The organism is Halorubrum sp. PV6, from assembly GCF_003990725.2.
Lineage (GTDB): Archaea > Halobacteriota > Halobacteria > Halobacteriales > Haloferacaceae > Halorubrum.
This window is the reverse complement of sequence record NZ_CP030064.1, coordinates 854,182-874,291: the sequence shown is the minus strand read 5'-3', so window position 1 is coordinate 874,291 and position 20,110 is coordinate 854,182. Positions and strand designations below refer to the sequence as shown.

Annotated in this window: 22 protein-coding genes; 11 read left to right on the top strand and 11 right to left on the bottom strand. The window is 67.7% G+C overall.

What is annotated here, in order from left to right:
- Window positions 1-20 precede the first annotated feature (20 nt).
- Window positions 21-1,067, top strand: coding sequence for an ATP-binding cassette domain-containing protein (locus DOS48_RS18170; protein WP_127117100.1), 1,047 nt, complete (start codon window positions 21-23; stop codon window positions 1,065-1,067).
- An 8-nt stretch (window positions 1,068-1,075) separates the two neighbouring features.
- Window positions 1,076-1,966, top strand: a complete 891-nt coding sequence (locus DOS48_RS18165; protein ID WP_127117099.1) for an ABC transporter permease — start codon at window positions 1,076-1,078, stop codon at window positions 1,964-1,966.
- Window positions 1,967-2,180: 214 nt separating this feature from the next.
- Here the strand turns inward: DOS48_RS18165 and DOS48_RS18160 are convergent, their stop codons facing one another.
- Complete coding sequence (locus DOS48_RS18160; RefSeq protein WP_127117098.1) at window positions 2,181-4,589, bottom strand: ATP-dependent DNA helicase; 2,409 nt, start codon at window positions 4,587-4,589, stop codon at window positions 2,181-2,183.
- Window positions 4,590-4,720: 131 nt separating this feature from the next.
- Entirely contained in the window at window positions 4,721-5,377 is a 657-nt protein-coding gene (locus tag DOS48_RS18155) for an HAD family hydrolase (RefSeq protein WP_127117097.1), read from the bottom strand.
- Window positions 5,378-5,471: 94 nt separating this feature from the next.
- On the opposite strand from DOS48_RS18155, the gene DOS48_RS18150 reads away from it, so the two are divergent.
- On the top strand, window positions 5,472-5,921 hold the full coding sequence (locus DOS48_RS18150) for a TIGR00725 family protein (protein WP_127117096.1): 450 nt from the start codon (window positions 5,472-5,474) through the stop codon (window positions 5,919-5,921).
- 31 nt (window positions 5,922-5,952) lie between these two features.
- Here the strand turns inward: DOS48_RS18150 and DOS48_RS18145 are convergent, their stop codons facing one another.
- From DOS48_RS18145 to DOS48_RS18135, 3 genes are all read right to left on the bottom strand, one after another.
- Window positions 5,953-7,032: a HAMP domain-containing sensor histidine kinase gene (locus DOS48_RS18145; protein WP_127117095.1), complete on the bottom strand. Its 1,080-nt coding sequence runs from the start codon at window positions 7,030-7,032 to the stop codon at window positions 5,953-5,955.
- Window positions 7,033-7,221: 189 nt separating this feature from the next.
- Window positions 7,222-8,265 (bottom strand): diphthamide biosynthesis enzyme Dph2, encoded by a 1,044-nt coding sequence (gene dph2, locus DOS48_RS18140; protein ID WP_127117094.1) that lies wholly within the window; start codon window positions 8,263-8,265, stop codon window positions 7,222-7,224.
- Between the two features lie 114 nt (window positions 8,266-8,379).
- A complete protein-coding gene (locus tag DOS48_RS18135) occupies window positions 8,380-9,081 on the bottom strand; it encodes a hypothetical protein (protein ID WP_127117093.1) in 702 nt (233 codons plus the stop codon).
- 124 nt (window positions 9,082-9,205) lie between these two features.
- Between DOS48_RS18135 and DOS48_RS18130 the strand changes: the two genes are divergently transcribed.
- The 4 genes from DOS48_RS18130 (at window position 9,206) to DOS48_RS18115 (ending at window position 11,799) form a co-directional block, all read left to right on the top strand.
- The gene (locus DOS48_RS18130) at window positions 9,206-9,868 is read left to right on the top strand and encodes an alpha/beta hydrolase (protein WP_127117092.1); all 663 of its coding nucleotides are present in this window, start codon (window positions 9,206-9,208) and stop codon (window positions 9,866-9,868) included.
- 102 nt (window positions 9,869-9,970) lie between these two features.
- Window positions 9,971-10,363 carry a YlbF family regulator gene (locus DOS48_RS18125; RefSeq protein ID WP_127117091.1) on the top strand — a complete coding sequence of 131 codons (393 nt, stop codon included), beginning with the start codon at window positions 9,971-9,973 and terminating at the stop codon, window positions 10,361-10,363.
- Window positions 10,364-10,429: 66 nt separating this feature from the next.
- On the top strand, window positions 10,430-11,104 hold the full coding sequence (locus tag DOS48_RS18120; RefSeq protein WP_127117090.1) for a P-loop NTPase: 675 nt from the start codon (window positions 10,430-10,432) through the stop codon (window positions 11,102-11,104).
- 74 nt (window positions 11,105-11,178) lie between these two features.
- Window positions 11,179-11,799, top strand: coding sequence for a transcriptional regulator (locus tag DOS48_RS18115; RefSeq protein ID WP_127117089.1), 621 nt, complete (start codon window positions 11,179-11,181; stop codon window positions 11,797-11,799).
- Window positions 11,800-11,856: 57 nt separating this feature from the next.
- On the opposite strand, the gene DOS48_RS18110 is transcribed toward DOS48_RS18115, so the two are convergent.
- Window positions 11,857-12,120: a hypothetical protein gene (locus DOS48_RS18110; protein ID WP_127117088.1), complete on the bottom strand. Its 264-nt coding sequence runs from the start codon at window positions 12,118-12,120 to the stop codon at window positions 11,857-11,859.
- A gap of 80 nt (window positions 12,121-12,200) precedes the next feature.
- Window positions 12,201-13,127, bottom strand: a complete 927-nt coding sequence (locus DOS48_RS18105) for a peptidylprolyl isomerase (RefSeq protein ID WP_127117087.1) — start codon at window positions 13,125-13,127, stop codon at window positions 12,201-12,203.
- A 115-nt stretch (window positions 13,128-13,242) separates the two neighbouring features.
- Between DOS48_RS18105 and cyaB the strand changes: the two genes are divergently transcribed.
- Complete coding sequence (cyaB, locus tag DOS48_RS18100) at window positions 13,243-13,866, top strand: class IV adenylate cyclase (protein WP_127117086.1); 624 nt, start codon at window positions 13,243-13,245, stop codon at window positions 13,864-13,866.
- Here the strand turns inward: cyaB and DOS48_RS18095 are convergent.
- Complete coding sequence (locus DOS48_RS18095) at window positions 13,863-14,345, bottom strand: MaoC family dehydratase (protein WP_127117085.1); 483 nt, start codon at window positions 14,343-14,345, stop codon at window positions 13,863-13,865. The genes cyaB and DOS48_RS18095 overlap by 4 nt on opposite strands.
- Before the next feature lie 86 nt (window positions 14,346-14,431).
- Here DOS48_RS18095 and DOS48_RS18090 point away from each other — a divergent pair, with 86 nt between their 5' ends.
- Window positions 14,432-15,346 (top strand): CoA ester lyase, encoded by a 915-nt coding sequence (locus DOS48_RS18090; protein WP_127117084.1) that lies wholly within the window; start codon window positions 14,432-14,434, stop codon window positions 15,344-15,346.
- 56 nt (window positions 15,347-15,402) lie between these two features.
- A complete protein-coding gene (locus tag DOS48_RS18085; RefSeq protein ID WP_127117083.1) occupies window positions 15,403-16,656 on the top strand; it encodes a Glu/Leu/Phe/Val dehydrogenase in 1,254 nt (417 codons plus the stop codon).
- 73 nt (window positions 16,657-16,729) lie between these two features.
- Here the strand turns inward: DOS48_RS18085 and DOS48_RS18080 are convergent, their stop codons facing one another.
- Window positions 16,730-17,446 (bottom strand): diphthine--ammonia ligase, encoded by a 717-nt coding sequence (locus tag DOS48_RS18080; protein WP_127117082.1) that lies wholly within the window; start codon window positions 17,444-17,446, stop codon window positions 16,730-16,732.
- A 181-nt stretch (window positions 17,447-17,627) separates the two neighbouring features.
- On the opposite strand from DOS48_RS18080, the gene DOS48_RS18075 reads away from it, so the two are divergent.
- Window positions 17,628-18,866, top strand: a complete 1,239-nt coding sequence (locus tag DOS48_RS18075) for a PLP-dependent aspartate aminotransferase family protein (protein WP_127117081.1) — start codon at window positions 17,628-17,630, stop codon at window positions 18,864-18,866.
- 27 nt (window positions 18,867-18,893) lie between these two features.
- Here DOS48_RS18075 and DOS48_RS18070 read toward each other — a convergent pair whose 3' ends face one another.
- Entirely contained in the window at window positions 18,894-19,463 is a 570-nt protein-coding gene (locus DOS48_RS18070) for a hypothetical protein (RefSeq protein WP_127117080.1), read from the bottom strand.
- A gap of 276 nt (window positions 19,464-19,739) precedes the next feature.
- A complete protein-coding gene (locus DOS48_RS18065) occupies window positions 19,740-20,084 on the bottom strand; it encodes a glutaredoxin (RefSeq protein WP_127117079.1) in 345 nt (114 codons plus the stop codon).
- Window positions 20,085-20,110: the final 26 nt, after the last annotated feature.

The following is a 20,110-nucleotide window of genomic DNA, read 5'->3' as shown; positions in this document are numbered from 1 at the left end:
TCATATCCAATAGTAAGAGTATGTCACCACCCGGATCGGCGGATACCGCCGGCTCGTCCGAAGATGACGGCGTCTCCCAGGCGGAAACGGCCGCGGTCGGAGGCTCCGCGGCTGCGATAGCGGTCGATGGGCTCGAACTCGTCTACTCCGACGGGACTGCTGCCGTCCGAGGAATCGAGATGGGCGTCCCTGAAGGTGAGTTCTTCGGGTTCCTCGGGCCGAACGGAGCAGGAAAGACGACGACCATCAAGGTGTTTGCGACGCTGTTGTCCCCGACCAGCGGAGCAGTCCGAGTCAACGGCTTCGACGTGCGCTCGGCCCCCCGCGAGATCAGAAAGTCGATCGGGTATATGGCCCAAGAGACGAGCATCGATCCGGAGCTCACCGCCGAGGAAAACATCCGGTTCGCCTGCGAGGCCCACGGAGTGCCGCGAGAAGAACGCTCCGAGCGCGTCACCGAACTACTTGACCTCGTCGACCTGGCCGATGTCGCAAGCAAGCGGGCCGAGGAGTTCTCGGGCGGCATGAAAAAGCGACTGGACGCCGCGACTGCACTGGTCCACCGCCCGCCACTGGTCTTCTTAGACGAACCGACGACCGGACTGGACCCGAAGGCCCGCAACCGCCTGTGGGACTACTTCCGGCGCATCAACGACCTCGGAACGACGATCTTCCTGACCACACAGTATCTCGAAGAAGCCGACCAACTCTGTGATCGCCTCGCCGTTATCCTTGACGGAGAGATCGTCGCAGAGGGGAGTCCCGCGGAGCTCAAACGCGAAGTCGGCGGCGAGGTCCTTGAGGTGGAAGTAGAGGGCGGTTCGGGTGCCCGTCAACGGGCCGCGACGATCGCACGAGAGTTCGATGCGTTCGCCGACGCGTCCGTCACCGAGACGGATGACGGTATCAGCGTCACCGCGGAGGCCGCTCGCCAGCATGGAACTGACTTGCTCGTGACGCTCCGGGACGCGGACCTGACGGTGACCGGGTTCAACATCCGTGCACCGACGCTCGACGACGTCTTCCTGGCTATCACCGGCGACGAACTCGACACCGACGAGATGTAGGCTGGACGATGAGTGCGCCGGAGACAGAGGAGAGAGCGGATGCAGACTCGGCACGACCGGTCGCCCGGTCGGGGAACTCCTTCGTCGGGGACGTCTGGGTGAACTTCAAACGCTGGAACCTCAAGGCCGTCCGGAACCCGTTCGTCTTGGTCGTCTCGCTCGTCCAGCCGATCATCTTCCTCGTACTGTTCACGGAGGTGTTCGGGAACGTGGCTGGCGGCGCTGTTAATCAGGGGCTTCCAGGGGTCAGTTACGAGACGTATCTGGTGCCAGCGATTGCGATTCAGGTCGCCCTCGCAGCGGCTATCACCTCGGGTGTGGGCCTGGTCAACGATATCGAGAACGGGATGTTCGAGAAGGTGCTCGTCACGCCGATGAACCGGACGGCCGTCTTCGTCGGGAAGACGGCCGCAGAGGTGTTCCGGATTGCGGTTCAGATTGTGATCATTCTCGGACTGGGCGTCCTCCTCGGTGCCGAGATCGTCACCGGCATCGTCGGCGTCGTCGGCATTGTCGCCGTCGGGATCCTCTTCTCGCTCTGGTTCGTTGCCCTCTCGAACGCGTTAGCGATCATCACGCGCGATCAGGAATCGACGATCATCGGCGCGAACCTGCTGCAGTTTCCGCTGTTGTTCCTGTCGAGTGCGTTTCTCCCACTCGCAGCGCTTCCCGGTTGGGTGCAGACGTTCGCCCGTTTCAATCCCGTCACGTACGGCGTCGACGCTGCGCGCTCGCTCATAATCGATCAGGATGTGATGACGGTCCTCGACGTATCGTGGTTCGGCGGGACACTCGACGGCGTGGTTCCCGGTGTCGCCGTCCTCGTCGCACTCGACCTCGTGTTGGGCGGAATCGCGGTGTATCTGCTGTCCCGCGCTTCAAGTTCAGATGTGAAGTGATCACGGCAACCGCGCGAGTGGGGTACGCCGGTGTGAGATGGACACGGTCTATTTTGCAGCCGATTCGGGCCGAGTCGCTTTGGGCAATGCGCGCACTGTGTCCACGGCGGTAGCGGAGGGGTTCCGATTTTGATCAAATTACAGCGTTGCGACTGTCGAACTCGGCACCCTCACGTCTGAACGGTCGGTTCGTTCGGCGGTCGAGCCGGTCGGGTCACTCGCCCCAGAACGTCCGGAACTGCGCGTCTAAGAAGTCGGGCTTCATCCGCACGAACTCCTCGCGTTCGGTCTGCGGGAAGTAGTCGTACACCGAGTGGAGCGCGCCGGGAACGAACCGCTCGCCGACGACGATTCTGACGCCGCGCTCGTCGGGGCCGCGGATGACGCGCCCGAGCGCCTGCCGAATCTGTCTGACCGCCGGGATGGTGAGAGCGTACGTGAACGACTTGTCGGCGCCGAACCGGTCGCCGTAGGCGTGCTGGACGGCCTGAATTCTGGGAGACCCGATGTTCACGAGCGGGATACCGAACACGGCGCAGGTGTGCAGTTCGTCGCCCTCGTAGTCGACGCCTTCGGTCAGCGTGCCGCGGGTGCTCGTCACGAGGACGCTCGGCTCGCCCCGAGCGAACTCGCGTTTCAGCGCGCGGGTCTCCTCGTGGCTCGAAGACCGGTCGAGGAGCACCGGCTTGTCGATCTCGTCTTCCAGCCGGGCGGCCGCCCACTCGGCCTCGGCGTAGTTGGGCCACGCGAGGAGGACGTTACCGTGGCTCTGGGCGATCTCGCGGGCGACGTAGGCGTAGCGCTCTCGCGTCGGGTTCGTGTTCGCGACATCGGGAGCGCCTCGGTTACGCTTTTTAAATGCCTCGACGTCGACGATCCAACTCGCGCGGTTCGATTCGGGGAACGTCAGGTCGTACGTGCGCGAGGAGACGACGCGGGGCGGCTCCTCGTCGGTCGCCAAGTCCGCGAGCCCGGTGACCTCCTCGAAGATGGAGAGCGGTTCGAGCGTCGCGCTCATCAGGACGCCGCCGCCGAACTCGTCGAGGATGCCCCGAATCTTCTCGGATGGCATACAGTTGTACATCACGAGCGACGCGTTGTAGTGGTTCAGCCACGGCGCCGCGGCGTCCCGCTCGTGCCGGTCGTCGCGCTCCGAGCGCTCCACGGTGACCTCTCGGAAGTACTCGACGTGGTCTCGCTCCCACCACTGCCCGAACAGCGCGCCGACGGCGGTACAGACGCAGTCGCGCTCGGAGCCCGTCTGCTCGATGGCGTCCTCGACGGCGCCGCCGACCTCGGCGAGCATCCGGAAGGTGTCACCGCCGTGGCCCGCCTCCTCGGCCCACCGCGTAAACGCGTCCGGCTCCGGTTCGTCCGGGTCACGAAGCGGCAACTCGACGTCGTCCGGCAGCGACTCCCGCGAGTTCCCGCTCCCGTACTGTTCGACTTCCGCGCTGAGTTCGTCGTCGACGTGGCTCTCGAACCACCCCAACACGTCGTCGTAGAACCGCTCCGCGGTCTCGACCGCCTCGAACGGGACGTCGTTGGCCGCGAGCCGCGTTTCGGCGTCGCGACGGTTCGACGGTCCCTGCCTCGCCGGGCGGAGGACCTGTTCAAGGTCGTGTTTCGCCCGTTTCACCGTGTGATACCCGATGGTGTCCGTGAGCAGGTCCCGGACGCGCTCTTCCATCCGGTGTGCCTCGTCGATGATGACGAGCGTTCGCTCGTCGAGGATGGGAGCGGTGAGTTGACGGCTCGCGGCGTCGAAGAGGTGGTTGTAGTTCCCGATGACGATGTCGGCGTCGCCCATCAGGACGGTCATGGCGCGATGGGGGCAGGTGCCCGCGGAGACGGCGTTCGGGAGGAGCTCCTCGGCCGTCACGACGTGGTTGTCGGCCGCGTCGAACGTCACCGGCGATCCCTTGTCGCGGCCGTACCAGTCGGCTTCGAACGGGCAGTAGAGCTGCTGTGTCCCCGACGCCGTCATCTCGGGGGCCGTCGACGGTTGCGACCGCGGGTACGGCGCGGTCTCGCCGGCGGTCGACAGCGGTTCGAGGTCCTGTTCGAGCGGGTCTCGCTGTGCGTGCTCGACGAGCAGCCGCCCCTTCTCCGGGTCCCACCACTTCTCCTCGTCGGCGCCCGGCTCCGCCGCGGTCGTCGTCTCGGTCTTGAACTGCCGGTCGACCGTGAGGTCGCTGTCCTCGTTCACGAGGTCGGCGGTGTTCTCTCGCAGGTCCTCACACCGTTTCTGAACGCTGCTACCCTCGGGGAAGACGTCCTCGCGCCCGTACGGGCACAGGTCCCGCTTGCCGACGAGCGCGATGCCGGCCAGCGGGGCGTCCAAGCCGTCGTTGATGACGCGGAGGTCCTCGACGAACTGCTGGCGCTGCTGTTTCACCGGCGTGGCGACGATGGCGTTCTCGAACTGGTCGGTTTCGCGGACGAGGTAGCCGGCCGCGGCGAGCGACGCCATCGTCTTGCCGGTCCCGCACGGGCCCTCCATGGCGAGGTAGCCGGCGCTGCGAGCGGTCTCGATGATCTGCTCGACGACGTCGTCTTGGTTCTCGTACGAGTCTTCGAAGCCGAAATAGCGCCGCCACGTCGCCTCAGAGCTCTCGGACACGGGATGGTATCGGTAGTGCCCCGATGGGCTAAAAGCCGTTCCCACTCGTCGGGCGGCGTCAAGACTCGCGTAACCGCTGGTGGCTGGCGTCAAGACTCGCGCAACCGCTGGCGGCCGGGGGTGAGACGCGGTTACCCGACGATGTCGTGGAGGTCCGAGAGCTGCTCTATCTCCCAGGTCGGCCAGACATTCAGGTCCCAGTTGCGGCGGTGAGGTCGGCGGATGAACGCCGAGTCGATACCGGCGTTCGCGGCCGCGCGCACGTCGGATTCGTTGTCGCCGACGAACAGCGCGTTGCCCGCGTCGAGGTCACCGAGCGCCTGCTCGATGTAGTGCGGGTTCGGCTTGCGGAGTTGAAGCGAGTGGATCGTCGGCTCACGGCCGTACGCGGCGCCGAAGCGCTCGAAGCCGTCGAAGTGGTCGACGAGGAAGTCGACGGTGGCCTGCTGGTTCGAGGAGACGATTCCCATCTCCACGTCGAGACTCTCGAGTTCGCCGAGGTCGTCGTACGGGGTCTTGCGCCCCTCGCGCGCCTCCTGCTGTTGGGCCTTCGAGACCACGTCGTCGCGGGTCCGCCAGAACGACCCCGGATCGAGGTCGTACGTCTGACAGACGGTCCCCACGCTGCCGGGGGTCGCACCGATGGTCATGCGCTCTACGTCGTCCGGATCGGGCTCCTCGACGCCGCACTCTTCGAACGCGTCTCGGGTTGCGTCCCGAAGCACGTCGAATCGCGTGCGGCCCACGAGGACACCGTCGTTGTCGAACACGACGGTATCGTACGTCATACACTCTGCACTCGCTCGGTACTTAAAAGGGTTTCACCAACGCCGCGACAAGATCGCCGACTATCTTATAAGCGTCCGGCTCCCGTCCCGCGGTATGCGCGTCAGTGTCATCGGCGGCAGTTCGGTCCCGCCAGAGACGGCCGCGGTCGCGGAACGGCTCGGCGAACGGCTCGCGGAGCGCGGCCACGAGGTCGTCTGCGGCGGACTCGGCGGGGTGATGGAAGCGGTCTGTCGCGGCGCCGCGAGCGCCGGCGGAGAGACGATCGGGATCGTGCCGACGGCGCGCCGGGGGGACGCGAATCCGCACGTCACCGTGCCGATAGCGACTGGGATGGGGCACGCCCGTAACGCGCTCGTGATTTTGAACGGCGACGCCACGATCGCGGTCGACGGCTCACACGGGACGCTCTCGGAGATCGGTCTCGCCCTCGCCCACGGGCGGGCCGTCGCCGGGCTCGACACGCACGCGGTCGACGGCGTGGAGGCGGTCGAATCGCCGCGCGAGGCGGTCGAGTACGTCGAACGCGCGGTAGAGACCGGCTGATCGGGGTCGCGGCGGTCACGGACGGCGGGGGTTAGTCGCCGCTCTCGACGCCCGTGATCTCGAACCGGGCGCCGCCGTCCGCGCTCTCGGACACGGCGACGTTCCAGCCGTGGGCGTCGGCGACCCCGTTGACGATGTTGAGGCCGAATCCCGTCCCGTCGTCGTGAGTGGTGTAGCCCACCTCGAACACGGCCTCGCGGTCGGCCGCGGGGATCCCCGGGCCGTCGTCTTCGACGTAAAATCCCGTCGGCAGGTTGCTCTCGGCGCGCGTCGTCGTGTACATCGGTTCGATGTCGCCGACGACGACGGTGGACTCCGGTCCGGCGTGGTCGATCGCGTTCCGAAACAGGTTCTCTAACAGCTGTTTCAGGCGGCTCGAATGCCCCAAGACCCGTCGGTCGCTGTCGACGACGAGCGTCGCCTCGCCGGTCGCGACGTTCGCCCAACACTGCTCCGCGAGCGCCGAGAGGTCGATCGGTTCGAACACCTCCGGCCGAGACCCCTGTTTGGCGAGCGTCAGCAGGTCCTCTATCAGTTCGAGCGTCCGATCGACCGCGGCCGCCGCGTCGTCGACGTGGCCGATGTCGTCTTCGCTCTGCGCCAGCGCGAGTCGCCCCTGGGCGACGTTGAGCGGACTCCGCAGGTCGTGTGAGACCCCGCTGGTGAACTCGTCGAGCCGATCTTGCTGTCGCTCCGCCTCGGCGGCCGCGCGCGCGGCGCCGACGACGGTGTCGAGTCGGTTGGCCAGTACGGGCGTCAGATCGCGGTCGCCACACGGTCGCGCGACCTCGGTGGCGCCGGCGTCGACCGCCGCGCTGAGGGCGTCGCCGTCGACCGTCTCGTCGGGACACCACACGATCGGGAGGGCAGGATGGGCGTCGCGAACCGCGGCGATACAGGACGCGCCGGTGTCGTCGTCGTCGAGGGCGCCGACGGTGACGAGACAGTCCACCGCCGTCTCGCGCAAGATCCGGGAGGCCGTCTCGCACTCTCCGACCGACTCGACGGCGAAGCGGTCGTCCGCGGCTTCCAGCGACTGCGCTAACGCCGCCGCTCGGTCCGGCGCGTTCGCGACGAGGACGACGGCGATACCGCTGCTGGCTGGGCCCATGTCGGTGTGTGGTGATCCGGTGCGCGCGCGGCACATAACTATTGGCGATCACCGCGGCCCGAACCGAGCGCACGGCTCGAACCGATCGCGGTGAAAAGGGAGTCCGACTCGCCGACTCTGACCGTTAAGTGGTCTCGCGGCGTCCCGCGCTGTGACGATACTTCGGTGTGTCGAGCGCTCCCGACGGAGTTACCAGGTGTCGTGGAACGTGTCGAACTCGATCGAGTCGAGCGGCTTCTCGCCGATGGCGGCCTCGTACTCGCCGGGGGTCAGCATGGGCTTGTGGAACCGCGGGCCGTCGTCGGTCGTGATCCGCGGACAGCCGGTGTTGACGAACGCGTCCATGTCGAAGTTGCGGAGGCGGTCCGGCGTCACCTCGTCCATCGTGATCAGGTAGGCGTTCTCGTTGTTCTCGACGATCTCTTGGGCCTTCTCCCACCGGCCCTGTCCGATCTTCGTACAGAAGATAACGCCCCACTTCTCGGCGCCCATCGCCTTGTGGACCGACGCGTAGCGCTGCTTGAGGAACTGGTCGTGCTCCGCGACCGAGACGGCGTTGTTGACCGGGTCGGCGATGACGACGCGCTTGTCGGGGTGTTCCATCGCGAGCCCGACGGGGTGGAACTTCCCGCCGCCGACGTACAGCACCTGCTCGGCGTCGATGTCCGCGGACGCGTAGTTGCAGCCGAGCACCTGCCCCTCCTTCGTGAGCCGGTCGTCGCCTCGACGGGTGTGGACCTCGTAGCCGCGCTCCTCTAACCAGTCGGTCATCTCCTCGAAGCGGTTCATGTGCTGGGCGGTCGTGACGAGCCCGACGTCCGGGTCTTCTTCGGGCGGAGAGAGCTCCTCGGCCAGCGCGTCTTCCATGATCGGGAAGGGGTCGACGTTCGAGAACAGGGGGACGTAGACGATGCTGTCGGACTCCTTCATCGGCGTGTGGCCGAAGTGGACGAACACGTCCGTCCGGCGCATCAGGTAGGTGTCGAGGTCGCAGGCGCCGTAACAGGGCTGTCCGGACAGCATGAACGTGACGTCGTCCGGCGCGACCTCGCGGAGGTCGTCGGCGACCTTCGGGCCGCGGCGTTTGAGCCCTTCGGGGAACTGGAGGCCGACCTTCGAGGCGTCGCGCTCTTCGATCGCCTCGACGATCCGGTCGAGTTCGTAGTCCCACTCGCGGTCGTGTTTCAGGGCCATCCCCGTCTTGGTGAGGTCGCCCTCCGTGGAGCCGCTCATGTCGAACGAATTGTACGGCGGGACGGTTAAACGGCGCGTTCGACCGTCAGTACTGTTCGAGACGTTCGTGAGGGTCACGGTCGCCGCACACGCGGCTGGGGGTAAAAGTGGATTTTAAAAGTGGTTCCCGGTGAGCAGTCGGCCGATCCGCGCCCGCAGTCCGGGCAGTATCGAACCGTCTTCGGCCGCGACAGGATCGCGGGTAACGTCGATGAACACCCGCCCTTCGGCGTCGGGGTCGCCGGCCGCGCGCGTCCAAACGAGACGGCCATCGGCGTCGCTCGCGCTCGCGTCGCCGTGGATGTTCCACCCTGGCGACCCCCGAACCGTCAGGCGGTCGGCGCCCAGGTATCGCGGACCCTCCCCGCCGATGGCGAACGGGACCGAGGGAGACGCGGGCGTCAGGGGTGTAAACACCACGACACCGAGATGTTGCTCGGTAAGGGTCGGGTCGCGGTACGTAACCAGCAGGTTGCCAGCGTCGATCCGCGAGTCGACGTCGTCCGGATCGGCGATTCCGTCACGAACCGCGTCGGCGACGACCGTCCGCCGAAGCGAGTCGTTCGCCGCGAGCGCGTCGTCACCTGCCGCCAAGCCAACCTTCGCCGTCCACGTCGTCGACCCGTCGTCGTGGACGGTGATCAGCAGCGAACTTTCGCCGGCGGCGACGGTCGTGCCGTTTGGCGTTGTGCTGTCGAGGTCACAGACGCCACAGATCGGCGTCGGCGGTGCGCGCGCATCGGCCGATGGCGCGGCAGCGATCCCGGCCACAAGGAGGAGGGTTGCCGTCAACACGGCGTAGGTTCGGGGACGCATCGCTTCCGATATCTGCGTGACATCTTAAATAACTCACGTGGAAGCGAGGGCGCTGGCAGGCCCACTCGCCCCTGTGCTGCCGCGGTCGACGGATACAACCCGTAAGCCGACGAACGCGCGACAGATGACCGACATACCACTCGAACACGTTCACGTCGCGCCCGACACCGACGCCGAGAACGCCCCCGCAGTCGTCGTGTTGCACGGTCGCGGGGCCGACGAGGAAGACCTGTTGCCGGTGGCTCGGCACCTGCCGGACCACCTCCACGTCGTGAGCCTGCGCGCACCGGACCCGCTTCAGGGCGGGTACACCTGGTACGACCTCGACCTGTCCGCCGGCGGCCTCGAGTCGAGCCAACCGGACGCGGACGGCTTCCGGCGGAGCCTCGATCTGGTCGTCGAGAGCATCGACGCGGCGGTCGACGGGTACGGCCTCGACGCCGATAGGATCGGCCTGCTCGGCTTCAGTCAGGGTGCCATCACGAGCCTCTCGCTCGTGTTGGAGGAGCCGGACCGCTACGCGTGGGTCGCCGCGCTCCACGGGTACCTCGCCGAGTCGCACGCGACCCTCGACCCCGAGGGGATCGACGGCAAGCCGGTGTTCGTCGGCGCGGGAGCCGGGGACCGCGTGATTCCGGAGTCGCGGTCGGCGGCCGCGGCAGACAGGCTCGCCGAGGTCGGCGCCGCCGTCACGAGGGGGAGTTACCCAGGCGGACACGGGATCGGCCAGCAGGAGCTGCGCGACCTCGTCGCGTTCGTGGACGAACAGGTCGGCGAACGGGCGTGACCGGGTGCGGTCGATAGCGACGCGGGCGAACGCGTTGGCGAACGCGAGCCGCTGTACACCCGGCTCCGGCAGGTTAAAACCGATCGGCCCCGTCGTTCGCGTATGAGCGTCGAACAGGCCGCCACCGACGAACAGGCCACACTCGAAGACCTCGGTCGCGAACTCGGCGAGCGCATCGCCCAGACCCAAGAGTACGAGCGGTTCGAGACGGCTCGCGAAGCGGTGCAGCGCGACGAGGCGGTGCAGGCGAAGATCGACGAGTTCGAACAGATCCGCGCGGAGTTCATGCAGGCCCGCGAGACCGGACAAGCGACGAACTCGGGGCTCAAGAAGGTACAGGAAGCCCAAGACGAACTGCACTCGATGCCCGTCATGAGCGAGTTCCTCGAAGCGCAGGCGGAGCTGACCGACTCGCTGGAGGCCGTCAACGAGGCCATCTCGGAGCCGCTCGCGGTCGACTTCGGCGGCGAGGCCGGCGGCTGTTGTCAGGACTGAGCCGTCACGTCGTTCCCGTCCCTCTCGCGTCCGGCCGTTTTTCAATCGTCGCGCCACAGGCCACCCGTGATAGCCGTAGCCGGCGGTAAGGGAGGAAGCGGGAAGACGACAACCACGCTGGGGCTCTCGCGGGCCCTGTCGCGACGGAGGGCGCCGGTCGTCGCCGCTGACGCCGACTGGGACCTCCCGAACTTAGCGCGGTTGGCGAGCGCGACCGACGACGACCGCGGTCCCGCAGCGGACGCGACGACCGTCACCGAGGCGGTCGCGGGCGGGGGGCCGATCCGCCCGAGCCGACACGCTCCGACCGTTCTCTCGGCGCCGGAGACGCCAAGCGAAGCCGACGCGGAGCGAGCCCTCGCCGCGCTCGCGACGGCGGTCCCGGACGACGTGCCGACGCTGCTCGACTGTCCGGCGGGGGCGTCGCCCGACGCGGCCGCACCGCTTCAGGCGGCCGACCGGTGTCTCCTCGTGACGCCGCTCCGGCGGGCGGCGCTCCGCGACACCGCGAAGACCGCGGCGCTCGCGCGGCGGCTCGGCTGCCCGCCGGTGGGCGCCGTCGCCGTCCGGGCGGAGTCGGTTCCGGACGGCGTGGGCGACCTGCTCGGCTGCCCGGTCCTCGGAGGAGTTCCCCCGACCGACGCCGACCCGCTGTCCGTCCCGGCGGTCAGGTCGGCGTACGAGGAGGCGGCCCGGCGGCTCGTCGACGAGTGTGAGTCGGAGCGGTGGCGAGTCGCGTGACCGTCGGCGTCGACTCACACCGAGCGCGCGCGGCCCACCGACAGAGCCAAACCTCCGGAGCAGGCAGCGACTATATGGAGACGCTACCGACCGGGATCTCCGTGCTGGACAGGGAGTTCGGCGGTGGACTCCCGAGCGGCAGCGTCGTCGTGCTGAAGGCGGACCCGGCGAGCCAGTCGGAGCTGATAGTTGAGCGGTTCTCGCGGCCGCGGACGTGTCGGTACCTCACGACGGTCCGGGCGGCCGACGCGGTCGAGCCGACCCTTTCGCTCGGTGACGATGCGGACAGGGAGACGACCGTCGCGGAGACGGACCGTGAGGACCCGATCGAGGACGTGTTGGCGGCCGCGTCGGACCTTCCGGACCGGGGGACGCTCGTGATCGATTCGATCGAGCCGCTGGAAGCCGTCGACGGAGCGCGCTACGGCTCCTTCCTCACCGATCTCCGCCAGCGCGTCGCCGACGCCGACGGCGTCGCCCTGATACACGCATTTAAAACGAACACCGGCGAGAACAGGCGTCTCACGGAGCAGGTCGCGGACGTGATATTCGATCTCCGGACGACCGTCACCAGCGCCGAAATCGTGAACCGCCTGATCGTCCCGAAGTTCCGCGGCGGCGCGGCGCTCGAAGAGCCGCTGAAGCTGAAGTTAACCGACAGCGTGTCGATCGACACGAGCCGAGACATCGCCTGAACCGGCTGCGACGCGCTTTTTCGAGTGGCTTTCACGCCGGTAGCGACGGAGCCGCCCTCACGCCGAGAGCGCCGACGCGGCGACGACGAGTCCGCCGACGAGCACGGCGACTGCCGCCCAGTTCCGCGGCCGGTCGAGCGTGCCGTACGGGCCGCCCTTGCGCGAGAAGAGGTACGCCGCGTAGACGGCGAGCGGCGCCAGCGTCGGGACGGTCGATACGTCGACGAGGCCGACGACGCCAGATAAAAGCGCGAGGGCGATCGTCGTGGCGCCGGCGCTCGCGGCGACGACGAGGTCCTCGCGTGCACGTTCTATCTCCATGTCTCGCAGTGGGACGCCCGCAGTTCAAAAGGGATCGGTACGCGGGTCCGGGAGCCGCGACGGACCGAGTGACAGTCGCGTTACTCCTCGTCGATCTCGTCCATGATCTCGTCGGCGTCGACGTCGACGTCTTCGAGCGCGTCTTCGATGTCGCCGGCACCGCCGCCGCCCATGCCGCCCATCATGCCGCCGAGACCGCCCATGCCGCCGCCCTCGATGACCTCCTCGACGACCACGCGGTCGAGGTCGAGACGGCCCATCAGATCCTGTGCGATCTGCTGTTTCTGGAACATCCACTGCTGGTTCATTTGCATCGCCTGCGTGGCCGTCACGTAGAGGACGTCTTTCTCGACGTCTTCGGTCTCGACGACCTCCTCGCCGTCGTCGTCTTCGGAGATGGTCTCTTCCTCCTCGGTGACGGTCTCGATGCGGACCTCGGGCGCCTCCTGCAGGTAGATGCCGAGCATGCCGGCGGCCTGCTCCTCGCGGTCGTCGATCGCTTCGAGAATCTCGTACTCGTACTCGAGGTCTTCGCCGGCCAGCGGGTGGTTGAAGTCGACGCGAGCGCGCCCGCCGATGATCGTCTCTAAGTACCCCTGCTGGTTGTCGATCTGGACCTGCGCGCCGGGGTAGCGGCTGTCCTCGGGGATCTTGTCGGCTTTGACGGTCTCGACTTCGTCGGGGTCGTACGCGCCGAAGGCGTCCTCGGCGGGCACGTCGACGACGCCCTCGTCGCCGACCTCGGCGCCGATAAAGGCCTCGTCGACCGACGGGAACACGTGTCCGGCGCCGAGCGTGATGACGCGCGGTTCGAACTCGTGGTCCTCGGTGTCGATGTCGGCTTCTTCCGCGACCGACTCGTCGGTGGTGTCGATAACCTGGTCGTCGTCGGTCGTTCGAATGGTGTACGCGATACGCACGAAGTCGCCGTCCGCGAGTCCGGCGGGCTCTTCGGTTTCGGCCTCATCGGCGTCTTCGGCCGCGTCCGCTTGCTCCTGATCGCTCATACCGTGAACGTCACCTGTTACACCCTTAAGGCGCACGGTTCGACGCGGCGACGGGCACCCAGAAGAGAGCCAGCGTCCCGCGGCGCTTAAGAACACGTCCGCCGGAATCCGGTGTATGTTCGAAGTCGAGATCAAAGTCCCGGCCGACGTCGATTCGGTTCGGGACCGTCTCCGCGACGCGGGCGCCGAGCGACTCGACGCCCGACTGCAGCGCGACACGTACTACGACGCCCCGCACCGCGACTTCGCCGAGACCGACGAGGCGCTGCGAGTGCGCCACGAGACGCCGCTCCCCGACGGGGTCGGATCGGGCGAGCGACACGGAGAGGCGAGCGTCGACCGAGGCGGCGCGTTGGACGACGGGCAGACGCCGGCGGCGACGACCAAGCTCACGTATAAGGGCCCGCTCATCGACGCGGACTCGAAGACGCGCGTGGAACACGAGACCGAAGTGAGCGACGCCGACGCCACGGCGGGGCTCTTCTCCGGACTCGGCTTCGAGCCGGCGGCGACCGTCGAGAAGCGCCGCGAGTTCTGGTCGCTGGCGTCGTTCACCGTGACCCTGGACGCGGTCGACGGCCTCGGGGAGTTCGTCGAAATCGAGCGAGAGGTCGCGGCCGAAGACGAGGTGGCGGCCACGCGCGACGAGGCGCTGGCGGTGTTAGAGCGGCTGGGGCTCGACGCCGACGCGCAGGTCAGAACGTCGTACCTCGGACAGCTGCTGGCTCAGGAGTCCTAACTGTTCCCGTCGTCGGTCGGCTCCGGGCGCTTCTTCGAGAGGACCGTACGGTCGAACTCACAGACGAGCACGTCGTCGCCGTCCGCGACCGTCTTGTACGCCTCGACGTGCATCGTGACGACGCCCCGCTCGCCGTCGCTCGTCTCTCGTTTATCCGTCACGGTCGAGCGGGCGCGGATCGTGTCCCCGTGGAACACGGGGTTCGGGTGTTCCACCGCGTCGTACGAGAGGTTCGCGACGATGGTGCCGTCGGTCGTCTCCGGAATCGACACCCCGACCGCGAGCGACAGCGTGTAGAGCCCGTTGACCAGGCGCTCGCCGAACTGCGTCTCCCCGGCGAAGTCGGCGTCGAGGTGGAGCGGCTGCTGGTTCATCGTCATGTCACAGAAGCGCTGGTTGTCGGCCTCGCTCACCGTTCGCCGGCGCTCGTGGTCGAACGTTTCGCCGACCGCGAACTCCTCGAAGTAACGGCCCGTCATGCCGACCCCGTCTCCCGCGAGCGACAAATCGGTACCGCTGTGCCGGCGTCGGGACGATTTATGTCGCTGCGCGCGGAGCGCCCGACATGGCACGACGAAGCCTCCTGTTCTCGCCCGGCGACCGGCCGGACCTCATGCGCAAGGCCCCCGAAACCGACGCCGACGTGATCTGCTTCGACTTAGAAGACGCCGTGGCGCTCGACCGGAAGACCGAAGCCCGCGAGGCGGTCAAAGCGGTGCTCGCGTCGCCCGATTTCGACCCCGACGCGGAGGTGTGCGTCCGCCTCACCGCCACCGATCCGGCGGCGGACCTCGACGCGGTGGTGGGCGCGCCGGAGGACGGGAACGGAGAGGCGGACTCGGCTTCGACGTCGAGCCCGAAACGCCGCGCCGCCCGGCGCCTCGACGCGGTGATGCTCCCGAAGGTGGCGTCGCCAGCCCGCATCGACCGGGTCGCGGATCTGTGTGCCGAGCGCGGGTGTGCCCCGGCCGTGTTCGCGCTCGTGGAGACGGCGGCCGGCGTCCTCTCGGCACAGGCCATCGCGGCTGCCGACGCGACCGACGCCCTCGTCTTCGGCGCCGAAGACCTCGCGGCCGACGTGGGCGCGACGCGGACCGACGAGGGGACGGAGGTGCTGTACGCCCGCGAGCACGTCGTCCTCGCGGCCGCCGCGGCGGGCGTCGACGCGATAGACACCGTTTATCCCGACTTTTCGGACGTCGAAGGGGTTCGTGAGGAGGCGACGTTCGCGCTCACGCTCGGCTACGACGGGAAGATGGCGATCCACCCGGCACAGGTCGAGCCGATCAACGCCGCCTTCGCCCCGGACCCGGACGAAATCGAGTGGGCGAACGCGGTGCTGGAGGCCCGAGACGACGCCGAGCGCGAGGGGAGAGCCGTCTTCGAGGTCGACGGCGAGATGATAGACGCACCCCTGATCGCGCAGGCGGAGCGCATCGCCGAGCGCGCCGCGGAGCGCGACGGCGACGACACCGATTGAGACAAAAAAGCGAACCCTCCGCCACAGTTAACCGCGGTCCCTCGGGAACTCTCTGTATGACCAAGCAAGCCAATCCCTTTGAGAGCCTCAAAGAGCAGGTCGCCGACGCTGCGACCTTCCTCGACCCGGCTCCGGGCGTCGTCACGCGGCTGCAAAACCCCGAGCGAGTGTTGGAGACGAACCTCACGTTCGAGCGCGACGACGGGTCGCTGGAGACCGTCCGGGCGTACCGGTCGCAGTTCAACGGCGACCGCGGCCCGTATAAAGGCGGCATTCGCTATCACCCCGGCGTCACCCGCGACGAGGTGAAGGCGCTGTCCGGGTGGATGGCGTACAAGTGCGCCGTCGTCGACATCCCGTACGGCGGCGGGAAGGGCGGTATCGCGATCGACCCCGAGGAGTACTCCGAAGCCGAGATGGAGCGTCTCACCCGCGCGTTCGCGACCGAACTCCGCCCGCTCATCGGCGAGGACCGCGACATCCCCGCGCCCGACGTCAACACCGGCCAGCGGGAGATGAACTGGATCAAAGACACCTACGAGACCTTAGAGAACACGACCGCGCCCGGCGTCATCACCGGCAAGGCGATCGACTCGGGCGGCAGCGAGGGGCGCGTCGAGGCGACCGGGCGCTCCGTCGCGCTCGCGGCGCGGGAGGCGTTCGACTGGCTCGACCGCGATATCGACGGCGCGACGGTCGCCGTGCAGGGGTACGGCAACGCGGGTTCGGTCGCGGCCAAACTGCTCGACGACCTCGGCGCCGACGTGGTCGCCGTCTCCGACTCCTCGGGCGGCATTCACGACCCCGACGGGTTCGATCCGCGCGCGGTAAAAGCCCACAAGGTCGAGACGGGGACCGTCGACGGCTACGCTGACACCGACTCGATCACGAACGAGGCGCTGTTGACGCTGGACGTCGACGTGCTCGTGCCCGCCGCGCTCGAAAACGCGATCGACAGCGACCTCGCCGCCGACGTCGACGCGGACCTGATCGTCGAGGCCGCGAACGGCCCGCTCACCCCCGGCGCTGACGACGTGCTCGTCGACAGGTCGGTGTACGTCGTCCCGGACATCCTGGCGAACGCGGGCGGCGTCACCGTCTCGTACTTCGAGTGGGTTCAGAACCGACAGCGGTTCCACTGGACGGAAGAGCGGGTGAACGACGAGTTAGAACGGACCATCACGGAGGCGTTCGCGGGCATCGTCGACGCCTTCGAGGCGCGGGACACGCCGAACCTTCGGACCGCGGCGTACGTCGTCGCTATCGACCGGATCGTCGACGCCTACGACCAGGCCGGAAACTGGCCGTAACGCGGCAGTCGGTTTTTAAGCAGAGAACCTATTTTAAAGGCGTCAGCCGAGCCGCAACGGCGGCAGCCGGGACTCACTCCAGTCGCGCGTCCCGAACGTCGATGTGCCCGCGGTCGCCCTCCCACACCGTGTCGTACTCCATGGCGATCCGCCGGTCCATGTGCGGGCCGTCGACGACGTACGTCTCGAACTCCCCGCCCTCACCGAGCGGGTGGACGCCGTACTCCTCGCGGAGTTCGAGGAGGTCCGCGAGCGCGTCGGCGTCGTACCGACGACCGAGCCACGACTCGTCGAGGCCGTAGGCGGCGACTTGGACGATCCGGATCTCGAAGCCGGCGTCGAACATGGCCTCGGCGAGCGCGACCGGGTCCTCCTGCCACAGCGGCGCGAACAGGTCGATCCCGAGTCGGTCGCACATCGCCTGAATGCGGCTGGTCTGGTACTCGCTTTCGACCGCACCGGCGGTGACGCCCGCGAGATCGATCTCGTCGTCCGCCGCTATCTCCCGGAGCGCGGCCTCCATCGGCTCCAGTTCGGCGTCGCCCTGCTCGCCGGCGTCGTCGACGTCGTCGGCGCCGAAGTCGTCGGGCGACACCTCGACGAGGTCGATCCCGACGCTTTCGGCCGCGAGCGTCGCGAGTTCGGTCGCCGGCGTGTGGTACATGTACGAGTCGCCCGCGGGGTGGACGGTCAGGAGTCGCGAGACGTCGAGCCCCTCCGCCAGCGCGCGGTACAGCGCCCACGAGGAGTCCTTGCCGCCCGAAAAGAGACTCACCCAGTCGTCGGTCATGGGCGGGAGGAGGCCGGGCGCGCGTAAAGCGTCGACGGTCCGGATCGACGCGCGTCGACCGAGCCGGGCGAGCAGCGAGGGTTCGTCGGCCGAACCCTCGTATCCCCGTGAGTTATCCGACGAACGCGCGTTATTAATGAAAAATAACAACATATTACCGCCCCTGCGTCGGAGTCCGCGTATGGAGGACCAATCGAAGCCGACGCTGGAGACGCTCACCGTCACCGAAGGCGAGGCGCCGTTCGAGAACGGCAGCGAGGCGGGCGACGTCGTCTCGCCGATTCACCTCGCGTCGACGTTCGCGCTTCCCGGTCTCGACACCGAGATGCGGCTCGAAGACGTAGACCCGAGCGCCGGCGAGTTCGTCTACGGGCGCCTGTCGAATCCGACGCGACACGCGCTAGAGACGCGGATCGCCGCGCTCGAAGGCGGCGCTCACGGCGCCGCGTTCGCCTCCGGCACGGCGGCGATATTCACGACGCTGCTCGCGAGCGTGACGCCGGGCGACCACGTCGTCGCCTTCGAGGACCTGTACGCCGGCACCCGTCGAATGCTCGACGACGTGTTCCGGTCGCGTCTCGGGGTCGACGTCACGTACGTCGACGCGACGGACACGGCGAACGTGGCGGCCGCGCTCCGGGAGGAGACCGCCGCCGTCTGGATGGAGTCGCCGACGAACCCGAAACTCGCGCTGTGTGACATCGCCGCCATCGCCGACCTGCTCGCGGACCGCGACGTGATGTTCGGCGTCGACAACACGTTCGCGAGCCCGTACTTCCAGCGGCCGCTCGAACTGGGCGCCGACGCCGTCGTCCACAGCACGACGAAGTACCTCAACGGTCACTCCGACGCCATCGCCGGCGCGGTCGTCACCGACGACGACGCGCTGGCCGAAGAGATCCGATTCCTCCAACAGGTCGGCGTCGGCGCCGTCAGCGGACCGTTCGACAGCTACCTCGTGTTACGGGGGATGAAGACGCTCGCCGCCCGGATGGAGCGACACGAGGCGAACGCGATGGCCGTCGCCGAGTTCCTCGCGGACCGCCCGGAGGTGACCGACGTGTACTATCCCGGCCTGCCGAGCCACCCGGACCACGAACTCGCCAGCGAGCAGATGTCCGGCTACGGCGGCATCCTCTCGTTCGAACTCGCCGGCGGCATCGAGGGGGCAAAGCGGTTCGTCGAGGCGCTGTCCGAGTTCACGCTCGCGGTCTCCGTCGGCGGCGTCGAGAGCCTGATCGAACTGCCGGCCGCGATGACACACGAACCGCTCTCGCCGGCGGAACGCGAGGCGCTCGGTATCTCGGACACGCTCATCCGCGTCTCGGTGGGTATCGAAGGAACGGACGACTTGCTCGCGGATTTAAAAGGCGGCTTCGAGGCGATGGGGCGAGCGCAGACGCCGACGGCCGAGGACTGACGCGGGTCGACGCCCGAAGCGCCGGGCTCAGTCCGAGATGAACTCGTTGTCGCGCCAGTTGACGCCGCCGTCGCCGTCGCCGCCGCCCTGCGGGCTCTCGACGACTTCGATGCTCGCGGGGCGCGGTTCGCCCTCGACGATGCGGGTCGCTTCGAGCGTCCCGTCCTCTTCGGTGATCGCCGTCAGCGTCCCCTTCTCGGAGAGCGTCGCGATCTTCCGGAGGACGAGAAACATCGGGTACTGAAGCGCGGAGTTCTGGAGGACGGTCTCGCGGTCGCCTTTAAAGCAGGCGAACTCGACGAGTTCGGATGGGATCTCCTCTTCTTCGTCGTCCATCCACTGGGGGCCGCCGGCGCGCGGCGGCTCTTCCTCCCAGACGCGCGTCTCCGTGACGGACGCCTTCAGCTGGGCGGTCGGGGTGTACTTGCTGATCGATTCGTCGTCGGACAGGGCCTTGATGATGAGGGTGTTGTTTCGACGCGTGATGTCGATGTCCTCGATCTCCGGGGGTAGGTCGGGATCTTCTTCGAAGTACGTCTCCACGTCTTCGAGTGGCAGTTCGAGCGTCGAATGAAGTCTGAACACGCGGCCTGTCATTGTTGGGTTGGTGAAGTGGGTCGAACCGATCGGCACGGCGGCAGCGGCGACTGCTGCTTCTACCCTAACTACGGCCCGAGGGTTTATATCGCCTGCCCTTCGAATTCCGAACTTCAAGATCGAACGACGCTCCCGCGCGTGGCGGCGTACGCGACGTGAACGCCGGTTCGAGGGTCGTGACGGGACGATTCGCTGGTGTGGCAGGGAGATTCGCTGGTGTGACGGGGCGATTCGCTGGTGTGGCGGGGCGACGCTGCCCGCGACCGGACGGTCGGACTACTCCGCGCCCAGTTCGGCGGCCAGTTCGCCGCGCTCGTCGAGCTCCGCGAGGACGTCGCTCCCGCCGATGAACTCGCCGTCGACGAACGTCTGCGGAATCGTCTCCCAGCCGCTCTCCGCTTCGAGCGCCTCGCGGTAGTGCGGCAGCGCCGGCAGGACGTCGACCGTCTCGAACTCCTCGACGTGCTGGCCGATTAGTTCGACGGCGCGCTGTGAGTAGCCGCACTGGGGCATCAGCCGGTTCCCCTTCATGAACAAGACCACGTCGTTTTCGGCGAGCGTCTCCTCGACGCGGGCGCTGATCTCTTCGGGCTCGGCGTCGCTTTCGGGTTGGAACGTCATGGACAGCGGTACGCACCCGCGAGGCA

Bases quoted from the DNA above. Each gene is read 5' to 3' on its own strand.
- DOS48_RS18170 (WP_127117100.1), top strand. From the start codon at position 21: ATGTCACCACCCGGATCGGCGGATACCGCCGGCTCGTCCGAAGATGAC.
- DOS48_RS18165 (WP_127117099.1), top strand. From the start codon at position 1,076: ATGAGTGCGCCGGAGACAGAGGAGAGAGCGGATGCAGACTCGGCACGA.
- DOS48_RS18155 (WP_127117097.1), bottom strand. From the start codon at position 5,377: ATGACGTACGATACCGTCGTGTTCGACAACGACGGTGTCCTCGTGGGC.
- DOS48_RS18150 (WP_127117096.1), top strand. From the start codon at position 5,472: ATGCGCGTCAGTGTCATCGGCGGCAGTTCGGTCCCGCCAGAGACGGCC.
- DOS48_RS18145 (WP_127117095.1), bottom strand. From the start codon at position 7,032: ATGGGCCCAGCCAGCAGCGGTATCGCCGTCGTCCTCGTCGCGAACGCG.
- dph2 (WP_127117094.1), bottom strand. From the start codon at position 8,265: ATGAGCGGCTCCACGGAGGGCGACCTCACCAAGACGGGGATGGCCCTG.
- DOS48_RS18135 (WP_127117093.1), bottom strand. From the start codon at position 9,081: ATGCGTCCCCGAACCTACGCCGTGTTGACGGCAACCCTCCTCCTTGTG.
- DOS48_RS18130 (WP_127117092.1), top strand. From the start codon at position 9,206: ATGACCGACATACCACTCGAACACGTTCACGTCGCGCCCGACACCGAC.
- DOS48_RS18125 (WP_127117091.1), top strand. From the start codon at position 9,971: ATGAGCGTCGAACAGGCCGCCACCGACGAACAGGCCACACTCGAAGAC.
- DOS48_RS18115 (WP_127117089.1), top strand. From the start codon at position 11,179: ATGGAGACGCTACCGACCGGGATCTCCGTGCTGGACAGGGAGTTCGGC.
- DOS48_RS18110 (WP_127117088.1), bottom strand. From the start codon at position 12,120: ATGGAGATAGAACGTGCACGCGAGGACCTCGTCGTCGCCGCGAGCGCC.
- DOS48_RS18105 (WP_127117087.1), bottom strand. From the start codon at position 13,127: ATGAGCGATCAGGAGCAAGCGGACGCGGCCGAAGACGCCGATGAGGCC.
- cyaB (WP_127117086.1), top strand. From the start codon at position 13,243: ATGTTCGAAGTCGAGATCAAAGTCCCGGCCGACGTCGATTCGGTTCGG.
- DOS48_RS18095 (WP_127117085.1), bottom strand. From the start codon at position 14,345: ATGACGGGCCGTTACTTCGAGGAGTTCGCGGTCGGCGAAACGTTCGAC.
- DOS48_RS18090 (WP_127117084.1), top strand. From the start codon at position 14,432: ATGGCACGACGAAGCCTCCTGTTCTCGCCCGGCGACCGGCCGGACCTC.
- DOS48_RS18085 (WP_127117083.1), top strand. From the start codon at position 15,403: ATGACCAAGCAAGCCAATCCCTTTGAGAGCCTCAAAGAGCAGGTCGCC.
- DOS48_RS18080 (WP_127117082.1), bottom strand. From the start codon at position 17,446: ATGACCGACGACTGGGTGAGTCTCTTTTCGGGCGGCAAGGACTCCTCG.
- DOS48_RS18075 (WP_127117081.1), top strand. From the start codon at position 17,628: ATGGAGGACCAATCGAAGCCGACGCTGGAGACGCTCACCGTCACCGAA.
- DOS48_RS18070 (WP_127117080.1), bottom strand. From the start codon at position 19,463: ATGACAGGCCGCGTGTTCAGACTTCATTCGACGCTCGAACTGCCACTC.
- DOS48_RS18065 (WP_127117079.1), bottom strand. From the start codon at position 20,084: ATGACGTTCCAACCCGAAAGCGACGCCGAGCCCGAAGAGATCAGCGCC.